This window comes from Undibacterium sp. CY21W, assembly GCF_014284265.1.
In the GTDB taxonomy this organism is placed as follows: Bacteria; Pseudomonadota; Gammaproteobacteria; order Burkholderiales; family Burkholderiaceae_D; genus Undibacterium; species Undibacterium aquatile.
This window is the reverse complement of sequence record NZ_JACOGE010000003.1, coordinates 175,448-190,962: the sequence shown is the minus strand read 5'-3', so window position 1 is coordinate 190,962 and position 15,515 is coordinate 175,448. Positions and strand designations below refer to the sequence as shown.

Below are 15,515 nucleotides of genomic sequence, written 5' to 3'. Positions count from 1 at the left end.
AAGCTCTTAATAGGAATAATATAAAAACGCTGGCACCCCTGATGGCCCTAGCAAATTAATCAGTAACACCAGAAAAGCAAGCAGCACAGGTTTTAACATCAAAGGCGTTTTTTCTAATAAGCCCAGACTGCTGTCACGTACTTGCTCAAAGTAATATGACACCCAGAAAAATAACAATAACAAAGCACATCCGCCAATCACATTGAGTTCAATCGCGCCGCCGTGACGAGTAAAGCCAGACAGATAATTGAGCGCCTCCTGCCAGCCATCGGCACGGAAAAATATCCAGGCAAAGCAGACAAAATGAAAGGTAATCACGCCGCTGAGAAAGCCGTCCGCTTTGCGACCGGTGATTTTTTCCAGTACGTTTTGTGCAACCATGCCCAGCCCGTGCAATGCGCCCCAGATCAGATATTTAATACTGGCGCCATGCCATATTCCGCTGATCAGCATGGAAGTAAGAATGGTCAGTTGCGTTGCCCACCAGCCGCCACGATTCCCCCCCATTGGTATATATACGTAATCCCGTATCCAGGTCGAGAGTGAGATATGCCAGCGCCGCCAGAATTCACGCAGATTGACGGCCAGATAAGGCAAATTAAAATTCTGATTTAACTTGTATCCAAGCAGCATCGCCATTGCAATGACCAGATCGGAATAGCCGCTGAAGTCAAAATAAATCTGAATCGCAAACGCATACATACCTAACAACAGCTCGACACCCTGATAGGCATCGGGATTCGCAAACAACGGATTGACCCAGGTTGTAGCAATCCAGCTGGCCAGCCAGACTTTTTTAATCAATGCAGAAAGTAATAACCAGAAAATACGGTCAGGCTGACGAATCTGACGCACGGTTTTTTCTTCGATCTGCGCCAGCAACGTATCCGGACGGCAGATAGGGCCCGCCATCAGTGTAGGGAAAAACGCGAGGTACAAAGCGCTATCGAGCGGATTGGCAGGATCGCGCTCATTGCGACCAACCGCGACGATATAGGCAATGGCTTGAAACGTATAAAACGAAATACCGACAGGTAGAATAATATCCAGTGCAGGAATCACCCAATCGGACTGCAACTCAGCAGCTGCGAGCTGAAAACCCTCGCGAAAGAAATCAAAATATTTAAAAACCGCCAGATTGATCACTGATGCGGTGACACCCGCAACAGCCAGCTTTTTTCTGTGCTGCGACCAGCGCTTTGCCGCAGCGAGCAACAGTAATAGCGACGCCGTATAGCATGCCAGCGTCGCGCTGAAACGCCAGTCCAGCGATGCATACACGGCGTAGGACGCGAGCAGCAAAGCGACTTTTTGTGCAGAACTCCAACGTGCCAGCGCCCAGTAAAGTAATAGAAACAACAAAAAGCAAACAGCAAATTCGGGCGACAGGTAACTCATGCTAGGTTCGGAGACAAAATACGCAAACGAAAATCAATCAACCGCCAGCAATGACAATAAGCAGCGGAAAACAAAGAGGAAGACTTTACATTATCTCAATATTTTTACGCAATGCATTTCATAACAATCGTGCCCGAAACCCGCAAAGCTGTTTCAATCTTGTTGCATCGCGATTGCACAAGCCATTTGCAGTGAATGATGCGACAAGGATTTACGGACACTAGTCTTACGTCCCCTCCCTTTTAATACGCTTTTTACCCTACTCAATACCCCTTAGCCACATCCACCAATATCGGTAAACTGCCATCATCACGATAACGGCGAATATTACCCGCAACAATCGCCGAGGCGGTTTGCTTGTCTGTGGGAGCAGAAATATGCGGTAACACTGTGACCTGTGGATGCTGCCAATGCCAGCTTTCTATAGGCAACGGTTCCGTTTCAAACACATCCAGCACCGCATACTGCAAATGCTGAGTATTAAGTACGGCCTGTAAATCGGCATCCCGCACAATCGCACCGCGGGCAAAATTCACGAGTGATGCCCCCTTAGGCAACTGCGCCAGCCGCGCGGCATTCAACAAGCCTCTGGTGTCCGGTGTCAGCGGTAACAGGCAAACCAGAATACTGGTTCTGGCGAACATCGCGGACAAACCAGCTTCCCCTGAAAAACAATCAACTCCGGCAATATTTTTCTGACTGCGACTCCAGCCGCACACCTGAAAACCCGCTGTCAGCAAGCGTTTCGCCGCGGCCTCACCTAAGGCACCCAACCCCAGCAAGCTGATCGTTTTAGATTGTGGCCGGATATATTCCCGCGCCAGCCATTGGCTATTTTTCTGCTGTCGCGCATAGGCTGGCATCTCCCTGTGCAGATATAAAGTCCAGGCGAGCACTGCTTCTGCCATCGTTTCTGCCAGTTGCGGATCGACCAGGCGCACGATCTTTAATTTGCTCGGACCAAGATCAGCGACCAGATGCTCTACGCCAGCCCAGACGCTATGCACCCATTTCAGCTCCGGCAGTTGCCGTAAATTCGCCGGATCGGGGTTCGCCACAATCGCGACCGTCACACTTTGCTTTTCGTTTTCGGATAATCGATCAAACGCAACGATACGTTCGTCTGGCATCGCCTGCTGCAAGGCCTGCACCCAGGCATTCGTCTGTGTATAGTCAGATGCAGCAACAAAAGGAATCGGCATTCTGACGTAATCTGGTTTCATTGTATGGTGCTTCTTTTTGGATTTCTAATAAAGCAAGATCATACCGCGACGCGCCAGCAATGACGTAATCTCTCATAAATGTACGGCCCGCAGAATATAATGAGTGCTCAAGCGACCTCTTAAGTTATTCAAGCGCCCTTTTTATGCCGCCCTCTTCTTCTCTGAAAAATTCGCACGAAGCCGACTGGCTGGCTTGGTTTGACGGCTCTGCAAAACCGAATCCCGGCAACTGCAAAATCGCCTGCATACTGCATAGTCCTGATGGCAAAGTCACACAGCACACCGCCAACATTGGTCATGGTGACAGCAGCGACGCCGAATATCAGGCACTGATCGCAGCCCTGACACTACTTACACAACAAGTGACGCAGCCAGAAACACAAACGGTACTGCTGCGTGGAGACAGTCTGGTTGTGATCAACGATGTTCTGGCCGTGGAAGCGAAGGCATCCAGACTGCTATCTACTTATCGCCAGCAGGCGCTGGAGCAGATGCAATCTTTGCCGCGATTAAAGTTGAAATGGGTACCGCGACATAAAAATATCGAAACCGACCAGCTTTTACGCACCTGATACGCCGTTTAAAGTACGCAAGCATTTGATTCTTCAGCATAAATTCATCGGCCAGCGGGCAAGGTTGCAGGCTTTCCGGTACAATCGCGCCCATGAATCCTTTGCCTAAAAATCTCTTCTCACGCCCACGTTTCCGCCCTGAAGTTGGTGGTGACAACGCTGCACCTTTTCTTCCTATGTCACGCGCTGAAATGGATGCGCTCGGCTGGGACAGTTGTGACGTCATTCTGGTCACCGGCGATGCCTATATCGATCACCCAAGCTTTGGCATGGCCTTGATTGGCCGCGTACTTGAACATCAGGGCTTCCGTGTCGGCATCATCAGCCAGCCCGACTGGCATTCGGCCGACGCATTCCGCGCTCTCGGCAAGCCAAATCTGTATTTTGGCGTTACTGCCGGCAATATGGATTCTATGGTCAATCGCTACACTGCCGACAGAAAAATCCGCTCGGAAGATGCCTACACACCCGATGGCGACCGCAGCAAACGCCCTGACCGTGCGCTGGTCGTGTATGCACAGCGCGCGCGCGAAGCTTTTCCGGATGCCAACGTCGTCATCGGCAGTATCGAAGCCAGTCTGCGCCGGATAGCCCATTACGATTACTGGTCAGATAAAGTGCGCCGCTCTGTCTTGCCTGACTCTAAGGCAGACATACTATTATTCGGTAACGCTGAACGGGCACTGATCGACCTGACACACCGATTGGCAGCAGGTGAACCGATCAAAGAAATACGTGATTTGCGCGGTACGGCCTTTATGGTGCCACGCGGCTGGTTACCGGATGACGAATGGGTAGAAATCAATTCCGTCAAAATTGATACACCGGGAAAAGTCGAAGCTCACACTGATCCGTACGCGATGACACCGCAAGAAGGCGCGAAATGCGCAACTGGCGAAGGCGACAGCGCAACGGACACAAACCCTGTGCAAACTGCAGTGGCAACGGAAGTGAAGACGGATGTTGTTAAGCAGCAGGCGGTTCGTATGATGAGCCGTGAAGAACGCCAGTTGATGCTCAAGAATAAGCAACACAAATCGGTGATACGCCTGCCATCGTTCGATGAAGTCAAAGATGACCCTGTGATGTACGCGCATGCATCACGCGTATTTCACCTGGAAGCGAATCCCGGCAATGCCAAAGCGCTGCGACAAGGCTATGGTGAACGTGATGTCTGGCTGAATCCACCACCGCTGCCGCTGGCGATGGACGAAATGGACGGTGTCTACGACCGTGCCTATGCGCGTGCGCCACACCCATCTTATGGTAAAGCACGTATTCCAGCCTGGGAAATGATACGTTTTTCCATCAACATCATGCGCGGCTGTTTTGGCGGTTGCACGTTCTGCTCCATTACCGAGCACGAAGGTCGCATCATACAAAGCCGCTCAGAGCCATCTATTCTTCGCGAAATCGAAGAAATCCGCGACAAAGTCAAAGGCTTTACCGGCACCATCTCTGATCTGGGTGGCCCAACGGCGAATATGTATCGTCTCGCCTGCAAAGATAAAAAAATCGAAGAATCCTGCCGCCGGCTTTCTTGCGTTTATCCATCAATTTGTACAAACCTCGGCACCGATCACAGCAAATTAATCTCGATTTATCGCAAGGCACGTGCGATACCGGGCGTGAAGAAAATTCTGATCAGTTCCGGACTGCGTTATGACCTCGCTGTACGTTCCCCAGAATATGTGAAAGAACTGGTAACGCATCACGTCGGCGGTTTATTAAAAATCGCACCTGAGCATACTGAGGCGGATACTTTATCGAAAATGATGAAGCCCGGCATCGGTAGCTATGATGAATTCAAACAGATGTTTGAAAAATATTCACGTGAAGCAAATAAGGAACAATATCTGATTCCTTACTTCATCGCCGCGCATCCGGGCTCCACCGATGAAGACATGGTGAACCTCGCGATCTGGCTCAAGAAAAACGACTTCAGACTCGATCAGGTACAGACGTTTATGCCAACGCCGATGGCACTGGCGACGACGATGTACCATACCCGCAAAAATCCGCTCAAAAAAGTCACTGCAGATTCTGAAGTCGTGGAAACAGCGCGTTCAGGAAAAATCCGGAAACTACATAAGGCACTGTTGCGCTATCATGCGCCAGAAAATTGGGAAATCATCCACGAAGCGTTAGTACGCATGGGACGGCGCGATCTGATTGGCAGCAGTCCACGTCATCTGATACCGCCACGCCAGCCCGCAATCCCTGTCACTGTCGATGAAAGCGGTGTAGCCAATGGGCGACGTGTAGCTGCACCAAAAATCAATACTTATGGCAAAAAGCCAGTTGCGCGTGGCAATGCCGCGACCACATCCAGGCCAGCCTCATCGACAGCGGCCCGTCCGCCATTGGCTTACAAATCAGCAAAACCGAAAACCAGCCCGGCTAAATCGGGCAGACGGTAAAATTTGCACAAGCCAGCAAGGCTATTTCAAAGCTGCGAGCATACCCGCTCCGCAGCTTTTTTCTTTTTCTGACACTTCACCACAATTGGCTGATGTAGAATCAATTCATCGCTGCTTCGATTCCAACATCATCTAACGGAGGAAATATGAAACACATGAAAACGGTTCTGATTCTTGAACACACTGAAGAAGTCTTTGACAAGCTTACCTGCGATGTCTGTGGCGCAGAATCTCTGTGGGATGAAAACTGGGGAGCAAAAGAATACGAGAAAATTAACACCACTATTTCTATGGAAGAGGAAGAATCATTTCCTAACGGCGGCCAGTCGAAACTCACTCAATATCATATTTGCCCAAGCTGCTTTAAAGACCATCTGGCAAAATGGTTTGAAAGTCATCGCCACGCGAAACCAACGACCACGACTTCAGTCTGGTAACGTAATAGAGCGCAAGCGCATCAGATAAACATCCGCAGGCAGGCAAATTCAGTATTCTTGGCGCGGTACAAGGTATAATGCAAGGTTTGATTGCATAAGAAAAGCTAATATTATGGAAGCCGAACGCCTCAATAGCCTGTCATCCCTGCTTGCCGACCTGACGGTCCGTGAAGCCGAACTACGGAGGTATCTTTGACTTCGATATCAAGTCAGAGAAACTCGAACAAGTTAATGCCGAATTAGAAGACCCGACGGTCTGGAACGATCCTAAGCGCGCGCAGGATCTGGGCAAAGAAAAAAAATCCCTTGAAGCCGTTGTCAACACGCTGACCGAAGCCGAATCCGGCTTGCGCGATGCGAACGATCTGTTCGCGATGGCGAAAGAAGAAAACGACGACGACACGCTGGAATCCATCGAAGCCGACGCGCAGCATTTGCGCGAACTGGTCGAAGGTATGGAATTCCGCCGCATGTTCAATAATCCTATGGATCCGAACAACTGCTTCATCGATATCCAGGCGGGTGCTGGCGGAACCGAGGCACAGGATTGGGCATCGATGCTGTTGCGCCAGTATTTGCGTTATTGCGAACGCAAAGGCTTTAAGGTTGAAATTCTTGAACAATCCGATGGTGATGTTGCCGGTATCAAGACGGCCACACTGAAAGTTGAAGGCGACTATGCGTACGGTTTCCTGCGCACAGAAACAGGCGTACATCGCTTGGTGCGCAAGTCACCATTTGACTCAAATAATGGGCGCCACACTTCGTTTTCAAGCTTATTCGTTTACCCAGAAGTCGACGATTCATTTGAGATCGACATCAATCCAGCCGATGTGCGCACCGATACTTATCGCGCCTCCGGTGCTGGTGGTCAGCATATTAACAAAACTGATTCTGCCGTTCGTCTGACACATGGCCCATCAGGCATTGTTGTTCAATGTCAGAACGATCGCAGCCAGCATCGCAACCGTGCGGAAGCCTGGGAAATGCTGAAAGCGAAATTGTTTGAACTCGAATTGCGCAAACGCATGAGCGAAAAACAAAATCTGGAAGATTCCAAAACCGATGTCGGCTGGGGTCATCAGATTCGCTCTTACGTACTCGATCAGTCCCGCATTAAAGACCTGCGTACCGGTTTTGAAACAGGTAATACCAAAGCCGTACTCGATGGCGACATTGATGAGTTCATCGCCGCTTCATTGAAGCAAGGCGTTTAAATAAATCGAGCGTAACAAGCAAGTACAACGGCGCAATTTCCGGCATTTGAAATTGCGCCGACAAAACAAACAGGCAGACAAACTGCCCGGACAACTAAGAGAAATCTGAGAGAAATCTTATGTCAGAACTGAATAATCAAACCGCTGCCAGCGAATTGCCGGTCGATGAAAATTCCATCATCGCGGAACGCCGTGCCAAGCTCGATACTATCCGTACCAAAGGCATTGCCTTCCCTAACGACTTCCGCCCGCAGCATAAATCCGCCAGTCTGCAAGAGCAGTATGGCACGATAGGCCGCGAAGAGCTGGAAGCAATGAATGTCGAAGTCAGCGTTGCTGGCCGCATGATGCTCAAGCGCGAAGCGGGTAAAAAAGCCGCTTTCGCGACCTTGCAAGATGCGTCCGGCCTGAAGGCTGATGGCCGCATTCAGTTGTATGTGACGCTGGATAAAACCGGTGAAGAGGCGATGGAAGCCTTCCGCCATTACGATCTGGGCGACATCCTCGGTGTTGAAGGTGTGCTGTTCAAAACCAAAACGGATGAGCTGACCGTTAAAGTCACGACCTTGCGTTTGCTGACCAAGTCGCTGCGCCCTCTGCCAGATAAATTCCACGGTCTGGCAAATCAGGAAACCAAATACCGTCAGCGCTATGTTGACCTGATCATGAGCGAAGACACGCGCCGCACCTTCAAAGCACGTACTGCGGCAATGACATCGATCCGTAATTTCATGGCCAGCCATGAATTCATGGAAGTCGAAACACCGATGCTGCATGTAATCCCAGGTGGTGCGGCAGCCAAGCCTTTCATCACCCATCACAATGCGCTGGACATGGAAATGTACCTGCGTATCGCACCTGAACTGTATCTGAAGCGCCTGGTGGTCGGCGGCTTCAATCGCGTATTCGAAGTCAACCGTAATTTCCGTAACGAAGGTGTATCACCGCGTCACAATCCTGAATTCACGATGATGGAATTCTATGCAGCCTACGTCGATTACAAATGGCTGATGGACTTCACTGAACAAGTCATCCGCAAAGCCGCAGAAGACGCACACGGCACAGCAGTGCTGACGTATCAGGGCAAAGAACTTGATCTGTCGAAACCATTTGAGCGCCTGACTATCGTCGGCGCGATCAATAAATACGCACCGCAATACACGCAAGAACAATTGCACGATGCTGAATTCATCAAGGCTGAATTGCTGAAATTCGGTGTGAAACCGTTTGCTACTGCTGGACTTGGTGCCTTGCAACTGGCGCTGTTTGAAGAAACTGCCGAAGCACAGTTATGGAATCCGACCTACATTATCGACTACCCAGTCGAAGTATCACCACTGGCGCGTGCTTCTGATACTGTTCCCGGCATCACCGAGCGTTTCGAGCTGTTCATGACTGGCCGCGAAATCGCGAACGGTTTCTCGGAATTGAACGATTCCGAAGATCAGGCAGCACGCTTCCAGGCACAGGTTGCAGCCAAAGATGCGGGCGACGAAGAAGCGATGTACTACGATGCCGATTACATCCGCGCCCTCGAATATGGCCTACCACCAACCGGTGGCTGCGGTATCGGTATTGATCGTCTGATGATGTTGATTACTGATTCGCCAAATATCCGTGACGTGATTCTGTTCCCGCATCTGCGCCGCGAAGACTGATCTCAGGTACGATAGCGAAACACACCATAAGTAACGAAAAGGGACTGTATCAAGCAGTCCCTTTTTTGTTTCTTGCATTTACCTAAATTACTCAGATTGAGCCAAACACCATGCCAGCCATACATCCGCTTAAGAAATTACTACGCTATGCCGGTGCTTATAAAACTGATTTGCGGCTGGCGACACTGTATTCGATACTGAACAAATTCTTTGATGTGCTGCCGGAAGTGCTGATCGGCGTGGCAGTCGATATCGTCGTCAATGGAGAAAAAAGCTTCCTTGCTAAACGTCTGCTGGGCGGCTTCGGCATTACGGAAACCTGGCATCAATTGGTGTTTCTCGGCGTGGTCAATGCGTTTATATGGATGGGTGAATCCTGGTTTGAATATTTACTGTCGCTGAAATGGCGCAAGCTGGCGCAGAATCTGCAACATGATTTAAGGTTAGACACTTACGACCATGTACAAAAACTGGAGATGGCGTATTTTGAAAATCAGCGTACCGGCAATCTGATGTCGGTGCTGAACGAAGACATCAATCAGATGGAACGTTTTCTGAACGGTGGCGCGAACCAGATCATTCAGGTGATCTGCTCTTCCGTGATGGTCAGCGCTGTCTTCTTTGTGCTGCAACCTTCGCTAGCGATCATTTCCCTGCTGCCAGTACCGGCAATTCTGTTCGGTGCATTCTGGTTCCAGAAACGGCTGGCCCCGCGTTACGCCGAAGTCCGCGAAGCAGCTGGCGACGTCAGCGCCCGCCTGAACAATAATCTGCTCGGGCTGGCCACGATCAAAGCGTTTGCCACCGAAGATTTTGAAAAAAATCACGTTGCCGAAGCCAGCAATACTTATCGCCAAGCCAATGCGCGGGCAATTGCGGTCAGCGCTGCTATTACCCCGGTTATCCGGATGGCGATTCTGGCAGGCTTCACCGCGACGCTGGTGTATGGCGGCTGGCTGACCCTGCATGATGAGCTGGCAGTCGGCGCATATTCAGTACTGGTCTATCTGACGCAACGCCTGTTATGGCCGATGACCAGCTTGGCAGAGGTCGCGGATATGTATCAACGCTCGATGTCAGCCATTGATCGCGCCATGAATTTGCTCGATACAAAAATCAACATCACCTACGAAGGACAACACTTGCGTGCAGCCGATGTAAAGGGACATATCCGTTTCGACGCAGTTGGGTTTTCCTACGGCAACCAGCAAACCTTACACAATATCAACCTCGAAATTCCGGCTGGCAAAACTATCGCCTTCGTCGGTTCTACCGGTTCCGGAAAGTCAACACTGGTCAAACTGTTATTGCGATTCTACACACCGCAAAGCGGAAAAATTTTTATTGATGGCGTTGCGACCGATAGCATAAATTTGCAAGATTTACGTCGTCTGATCGGTTACGTTGCACAAGATAGTTTTTTAACCGATGGCACCATCGCTGACAACATTGCCTACGGCTCAGACAACGTGACAGAAACAGCGATTGCCGCTGCCGCTCAGGCGGCGGAAGCGACTGAATTTATCAGCAAGCTGCCTCTGGGTTTTACCACCCGTATCGGCGAGCGCGGGCAGAAACTTTCCGGCGGCCAGCGCCAACGGCTGGCACTGGCAAGGGCAATCTTAAAAAATCCACCGGTCTTGATTCTCGATGAAGCGACCAGCGCAGTTGACAATGAAACCGAAGCCGCAATACAGCGCAGTCTCGATGTCGTCAGTCGTGACCGCACCACCATCGTCATCGCACACAGGTTGTCAACGGTGAGACAGGCCGATTGCATCTATTTGCTGGAAGCGGGCCGAATTGTCGAAAGTGGCACCCATGACGATTTACTGAAATTAAATGCTGGCTATGCAGCGCTGTGGCGTCTGCAAACAGGCGAACGCACATAAGGTCAAATACAATCAGCCACGTAATGATCAGCCACGTAATGCTGTCTGCTTAAATTTAATTTTTTCGGCATGAGGAATGCACCCAACATTTGGGGTCAGCCGACTTTTTTATCTGCAACAATAATTATGCAGTCACGTTGAAGCAAATTAGATATCGATACTGACAACCTTTGCAATAGGGGTTGTCAGCGTTCTCAACACATCAGGAAATTGTTTTTGCCAGCGCGAGCGCACTGAGGAAAGCATGCTCTACTCTGCCATTGCCTTCCAGTCCGGTCGCAAACCAATCGCCACAGACACCGATTCCCAGTTTGGCATCCCATAAGCAATCCTGTGGCAATGGATGCTCTGCCTGCGCAAAACGCCAGCGGTGTACGACCGCATAAATAGGCTGTACCCACGATCCGGTGGATTCATGGAAGGCTTTTATTAATTTTTCCTTAGCGCGCTCGGGATCTTCCTCCAGATGTTCAAGACTCCATGCCGGCGTTGCGTGCGCAACCCAGCGTTCGCCTACGCGGTGTTCTGGCTTGGAGGTATCTCTGGCTATCCAGCCAAGACGCGACTGATTGACCCATGCACCATCGTATGGCAGTTCCAGAGAATTCTGAAATCCCAGCATCATCGTCCAACAAGGCGCGAGCTTTGCCTGCGCCGCTTGTTTAGCGAATTTAGGCGCTACAGCAAGTAAAGGCACAGCCTGATCGGCCGGGATTGCCAGTACGACCGCATCAAATGGGCCAGCCGTCGCTGGAATCGCAACCGTATTTGACTGAATTTTGAGTAGCCATTGTTTATCATGCGGCTCCAATCCGATTACCTGTTGTTCTTTGCGGACATCCAGGCCATGTGCCAGTTGCTTACCGAGTGCATTCATACCAGGCACGGCAACATAGCGCGTCGAGCTGCGCCCGGCAGGCTTAGCATGTCCCGCATCCAGTGTTGCCAGACGCGCATCCCAGGCGGCAACCCAGCCCAGCTTTTTCCAATCGGCGACTTCTTTTTTAAAGCGGTCAGACGTCGCAGTGAAATACTGGGCGCCGTGATCAAAACCGCCAACCTCAGTTTGTCGTATACTCATGCGCCCGCTGACACCCAGGCTTTTTTCGTACACGGTGACATGATGTCCCTGCGATTGCAATTGACGAGCTGCGGTGAGTCCGGATAATCCGGCACCTACGATGGCGATATGCATAATTTCCCCTTTTCCAGACAATAAAAAACGCCCGCATCTGATTATTTGCGGGCGTTATTTCGAATCAAACCGGCATCAGGCGGTTACCTATTCTTCATTTTCGGCAACAGGCCAATCGCGGATATACGCTTTCAGCATTTTATTTTCAAAACTCTGCGCTTCGAGCACTGCACGCGCCACGTCGTAAAACGAAATCACGCCCATCAGCGTTTTTGCATCCATGACCGGCAGATAGCGTGAATGTTTTTCCAGCATCATGCGACGTACTTCGTTAACTTCGGTTTCCGGCGTGACCGTCATAGGATGATCGTCCATATATTTACGGACGGTACCGCTTCCCAGCGAACCCTTATTCGTATGAATCGCGCGAATGACTTCGCGGAAGGTCAATATGCCAACCAGATCACCATATTCCATTACGACCAGAGAACCGATGTCTTTTTCTTCCATGACACTGATCGCATCTGCAATCGGCGTATCAGGTGTGATAGTGAAAAGGATGTTGCCTTTGACCTGAAGAATTTCCGAAACTTTCATGGGGCTCCCCTCCTGTGTATTCTGTTTTTTTAAAACTGTTTTCAATGTATCGCAAGCCATGCAAAAAATCCAGCAAGTTCAACATGAAAACGGAATTTCATTTTGCAGTCTTAATGGTAGCATTGGCTGATCACAATACGGAGACCAGAGTTTATGAGTGCCCCCCATTATCCCGGATTCGACACACTTTCTTTACATGCCGGTGCGACGCCCGACCCAACAACAGGCGCACGTGCGACCCCCATTTATCTGACATCCTCATTTGCGTTTAAAGATTCGGATCACGCCGCATCGCTGTTCAATATGGAGCGCGCCGGTCACGTGTATTCGCGTATCTCGAATCCGACCAATGCAGTACTGGAAGAGCGGATTGCGGCACTTGAAGGAGGCATTGCCGGCATTGCCGTCGCCAGCGGACAAGCCGCATTGCATCTGGGTTTAACGACCATCGCCGGTGCCGGATCACATATCGTTGCTTCCCGTGCTTTGTATGGCGGCTCACAAAACCTTCTCGCCTATACCTTAAAACGCTTTGGCATAGAAACCACCTTCGTTGATCCGCGTGACCCGGACGCTTGGCGGGCGGCGATACGTCCAAATACTAAAACCTTGTTTGCTGAAACTCTCGGCAATCCCGGACTGGATGTTCTGAACATACCTTTGATCGCAGAAATTGCCCACGCACACGATTTACCGCTGATGCTGGATTCAACGTTTACCACGCCGTATTTATTACGTCCGTTTGATCATGGCGCTGATCTGGTTTTTCACTCCGCAACTAAATTTTTGTGCGGGCATGGCACTGCGATTGGTGGCTTACTGGTCGATGGCGGCACATTCGACTGGCAGAAAGCGTATGACCGAACCGGACGTTTTGCTGAGCTTTGCGAACCCTATGACGGCTTTCACGGCATGGTGTTTGCCGAAGAGTCGACTGTCGGCGCATTTTCCTTACGGGCACGACGCGAAGGATTGCGCGACTTCGGCGCCTGCATGAGCCCACATAATGCATTCGCTATCCTGCAAGGCGTAGAAACACTGGGCTTGCGCATGGACAGACATGTTGCCAATACCCGCAAAATCGTTGATTTCCTGGTAAAACATCCTGCTGTTGCTGCGGTTTCTTATCCGGAATTAGAAACACATCCTGACTACGAACTGGCAAAAACCCTGCTTCCCAAAGGTTGTGGAGCAGTTTTCTCATTCAATCTGAAAGGCGATCGCGCCGCTGGTCAGCGCTTTGTTGAATCGCTGAATGTGTTCTCACATCTGGCGAACGTTGGCGATGCGAAATCGCTGGTGATACACCCGGCATCCACCACCCATTTCCGCGTCCCGGCAGAACAGTTGCAGGCTTCCGGCATTACTGAAGGAACACTGCGCTTATCTGTGGGTCTGGAAAACGTTGAAGACCTGATTGAAGACCTGACACGCGGCTTGAAAGCTGCTCAGAAAGGAGCCTGAGATGCTGTTTGAGATTCAAGGAAAAGACGCCTATTGCTACACCGGAGGTAAAACCTTCAATCCTGCGCTGCCAAGCATCGTGTTCATACACGGCGCACAGAATGATCATTCCGTCTGGGCCTTACAGTCCCGCTATTTCGCCCATCATGGTTATAACGTCCTGGCTGTGGATTTACCGGGACATGGCCGCAGCAAAGGCCAGGCGCTCAATAGCGTAGAGCAGATGGCGACCTGGCTGATTGCTTTGCTTGATGCTGCCGGTATTGAGCGCGCCGCTCTGGCAGGACACAGTATGGGCTCGCTGATTGCTCTGGAAACCAGTTATCGGGCGTCGGACAGAGTCAGTCATCTGGCAATGATAGGTACAGCCTACCCGATGAAGGTATCAGACCTGCTTTTGAATGCGGCACGCGACGACGAGCAGGCTGCGATAGATATGGTGAACATCTGGTCACACAGCAGCATTGCGCATAAACCTTCCTGCCCTGGACCTGGATTTTCCGTCCTTGGCGGCAGCAAGAGGCTGATGCAACGCATTTCTGCCATCAACCCAGAGCTGGTTTTTTATACGGATTTTTTCGCCTGTAACACCTACAGCAACGGCGAAATCGCTGCGCAATCAGTCAGGTGTCCGACCTTATTCCTGCTCGGCAAAAAAGATCAGATGACCCCACCAAAAGCAATTGCAGGCCTGCGTAGTCTGATTTCTCATAGCAAAACTTCCGTTATAGACAATTGTGGACACGACCTGATGGCAGAACAGGCCGATGCCGTGCTGGACACCTTATTCGATTTCGTGCGGGGTAGCTGAGTGTGGCGATGAATCTTGAAAGCTGGGCCTTGTTCACCGCGACAGAAGCGGCAATGTCACTCTCTCCCGGCCCCGCAGTCATGATGGTTGTGGCGGTTGGCATTGCGCGGGGCTGGAAAACATCCTTGTTTGTCACGTTAGGGATTTTGACTGCCAATGCGATTTACTTTGCGCTCTCGGCAACCGGTATCGGCAGCCTGCTGCTGACATCGCCGATGCTGTTCATGGGAATCAAGTATCTTGGTGCTGCCTATCTGGTCTATCTGGGCTTATCAGCAATACTGGGGAAACCCTCACCCATCAGCATATCCAGACTGGATGGGCCGCCACAAAAAGGAAGCCGCATCTTTTTCAGCGCTCTTAGCCTGCAGTTGACCAATCCCAAGATCTTGCTTACCTTTGTAGCCATCCTGCCGCAGTTTATCGATCAGCATGAAGCCGTCGGTTTGCAAATGCTGATTCTCGCCATCTGCTCCATTATTCCTGAATTTTTTATTTTGCTGGGATACGGTGTGTTGGCAAGCAAAGCCAGCCATTGGGCGACACAAGAAAAATATGCAGTAATGACAGAGCGTATCGCAGGTGTACTGATATTGTGTGCTGCTACGCTGGTTGCCGCCGTCTGAAAAAAAGGGAGAATACCCTCTCCCTTTTTTCAGACATCTATTTCAATTCATAATCAACTGGTTCT

At 50.6% G+C, this 15,515-nt stretch carries 13 protein-coding genes; 9 read left to right on the top strand and 4 right to left on the bottom strand.

All coding sequences use genetic code 11. The annotated features are described in order from the left end of the window. Nucleotides 1–6: 6 nt before the first annotated feature. Together H8K29_RS08855 and H8K29_RS08850 are read right to left on the bottom strand one after the other, a co-directional pair. Complete coding sequence (locus H8K29_RS08855; RefSeq protein WP_186897293.1) at nt 7–1,398, bottom strand: MBOAT family protein; 1,392 nt, start codon at nt 1,396–1,398, stop codon at nt 7–9. 263 nt (nt 1,399–1,661) lie between these two features. Further along, nucleotides 1,662–2,621, bottom strand: a complete 960-nt coding sequence (locus tag H8K29_RS08850; protein WP_186897292.1) for a glyoxylate/hydroxypyruvate reductase A — start codon at nt 2,619–2,621, stop codon at nt 1,662–1,664. A gap of 143 nt (nt 2,622–2,764) precedes the next feature. Here H8K29_RS08850 and H8K29_RS08845 point away from each other — a divergent pair, with 143 nt between their 5' ends. The 6 genes from H8K29_RS08845 to H8K29_RS08820 all read left to right on the top strand — a co-directional run bounded on the left by H8K29_RS08845 (nt 2,765) and on the right by H8K29_RS08820 (nt 10,817). Continuing rightward, nucleotides 2,765–3,193, top strand: a complete 429-nt coding sequence (locus tag H8K29_RS08845; protein ID WP_186897291.1) for a ribonuclease HI family protein — start codon at nt 2,765–2,767, stop codon at nt 3,191–3,193. Nucleotides 3,194–3,369: 176 nt separating this feature from the next. Beyond that, on the top strand, nt 3,370–5,613 hold the full coding sequence (locus tag H8K29_RS08840) for a YgiQ family radical SAM protein (RefSeq protein WP_222611456.1): 2,244 nt from the start codon (nt 3,370–3,372) through the stop codon (nt 5,611–5,613). Between the two features lie 146 nt (nt 5,614–5,759). Continuing rightward, nucleotides 5,760–6,050 (top strand): hypothetical protein, encoded by a 291-nt coding sequence (locus H8K29_RS08835; RefSeq protein WP_186897289.1) that lies wholly within the window; start codon nt 5,760–5,762, stop codon nt 6,048–6,050. A 112-nt stretch (nt 6,051–6,162) separates the two neighbouring features. Further along, nucleotides 6,163–7,267 (top strand): peptide chain release factor 2 gene (gene prfB / locus H8K29_RS08830; RefSeq protein ID WP_186897288.1). Its coding sequence is split into 2 segments (ribosomal slippage): nt 6,163–6,243 and nt 6,245–7,267, totalling 1,104 coding nucleotides; the frame shifts between segments, so codons are not numbered across the junction. A 119-nt stretch (nt 7,268–7,386) separates the two neighbouring features. Then, nucleotides 7,387–8,925 (top strand): lysine--tRNA ligase, encoded by a 1,539-nt coding sequence (lysS, locus tag H8K29_RS08825; protein WP_186897287.1) that lies wholly within the window; start codon nt 7,387–7,389, stop codon nt 8,923–8,925. Between the two features lie 110 nt (nt 8,926–9,035). After that, nucleotides 9,036–10,817, top strand: a complete 1,782-nt coding sequence (locus tag H8K29_RS08820) for an ABC transporter ATP-binding protein (protein WP_222611445.1) — start codon at nt 9,036–9,038, stop codon at nt 10,815–10,817. 202 nt (nt 10,818–11,019) lie between these two features. On the opposite strand, the gene H8K29_RS08815 is transcribed toward H8K29_RS08820, so the two are convergent. Continuing rightward, nucleotides 11,020–12,012, bottom strand: coding sequence for an NAD(P)/FAD-dependent oxidoreductase (locus H8K29_RS08815; RefSeq protein ID WP_186897286.1), 993 nt, complete (start codon nt 12,010–12,012; stop codon nt 11,020–11,022). 87 nt (nt 12,013–12,099) lie between these two features. Next, nucleotides 12,100–12,549, bottom strand: coding sequence for a CBS domain-containing protein (locus tag H8K29_RS08810; RefSeq protein ID WP_186885470.1), 450 nt, complete (start codon nt 12,547–12,549; stop codon nt 12,100–12,102). Between the two features lie 153 nt (nt 12,550–12,702). On the opposite strand from H8K29_RS08810, the gene H8K29_RS08805 reads away from it, so the two are divergent. The 3 genes from H8K29_RS08805 to H8K29_RS08795 are packed head-to-tail and all read left to right on the top strand — an operon-like array spanning nt 12,703 to nt 15,450. Then, nucleotides 12,703–14,013, top strand: coding sequence for an O-acetylhomoserine aminocarboxypropyltransferase (locus H8K29_RS08805; protein WP_186897285.1), 1,311 nt, complete (start codon nt 12,703–12,705; stop codon nt 14,011–14,013). Between the two features lies 1 nt (nt 14,014). Next, nucleotides 14,015–14,824: an alpha/beta fold hydrolase gene (locus H8K29_RS08800; RefSeq protein WP_186897284.1), complete on the top strand. Its 810-nt coding sequence runs from the start codon at nt 14,015–14,017 to the stop codon at nt 14,822–14,824. An 8-nt stretch (nt 14,825–14,832) separates the two neighbouring features. Continuing rightward, nucleotides 14,833–15,450 carry a LysE family translocator gene (locus H8K29_RS08795; RefSeq protein ID WP_186897283.1) on the top strand — a complete coding sequence of 206 codons (618 nt, stop codon included), beginning with the start codon at nt 14,833–14,835 and terminating at the stop codon, nt 15,448–15,450. The last annotated feature ends 65 nt before the right edge of the window (nt 15,451–15,515 follow it).

What these genes read in the sequence shown, in the direction of transcription:
- H8K29_RS08855 (WP_186897293.1), bottom strand. Translation starts at nt 1,398, where the DNA reads ATGAGTTACCTGTCGCCCGAATTTGCTGTTTGCTTTTTGTTGTTTCTA.
- H8K29_RS08850 (WP_186897292.1), bottom strand. Translation starts at nt 2,621, where the DNA reads ATGAAACCAGATTACGTCAGAATGCCGATTCCTTTTGTTGCTGCATCT.
- H8K29_RS08845 (WP_186897291.1), top strand. Translation starts at nt 2,765, where the DNA reads ATGCCGCCCTCTTCTTCTCTGAAAAATTCGCACGAAGCCGACTGGCTG.
- H8K29_RS08840 (WP_222611456.1), top strand. Translation starts at nt 3,370, where the DNA reads ATGTCACGCGCTGAAATGGATGCGCTCGGCTGGGACAGTTGTGACGTC.
- H8K29_RS08835 (WP_186897289.1), top strand. Translation starts at nt 5,760, where the DNA reads ATGAAACACATGAAAACGGTTCTGATTCTTGAACACACTGAAGAAGTC.
- lysS (WP_186897287.1), top strand. Translation starts at nt 7,387, where the DNA reads ATGTCAGAACTGAATAATCAAACCGCTGCCAGCGAATTGCCGGTCGAT.
- H8K29_RS08820 (WP_222611445.1), top strand. Translation starts at nt 9,036, where the DNA reads ATGCCAGCCATACATCCGCTTAAGAAATTACTACGCTATGCCGGTGCT.
- H8K29_RS08815 (WP_186897286.1), bottom strand. Translation starts at nt 12,012, where the DNA reads ATGCATATCGCCATCGTAGGTGCCGGATTATCCGGACTCACCGCAGCT.
- H8K29_RS08810 (WP_186885470.1), bottom strand. Translation starts at nt 12,549, where the DNA reads ATGAAAGTTTCGGAAATTCTTCAGGTCAAAGGCAACATCCTTTTCACT.
- H8K29_RS08805 (WP_186897285.1), top strand. Translation starts at nt 12,703, where the DNA reads ATGAGTGCCCCCCATTATCCCGGATTCGACACACTTTCTTTACATGCC.
- H8K29_RS08800 (WP_186897284.1), top strand. Translation starts at nt 14,015, where the DNA reads ATGCTGTTTGAGATTCAAGGAAAAGACGCCTATTGCTACACCGGAGGT.
- H8K29_RS08795 (WP_186897283.1), top strand. Translation starts at nt 14,833, where the DNA reads ATGAATCTTGAAAGCTGGGCCTTGTTCACCGCGACAGAAGCGGCAATG.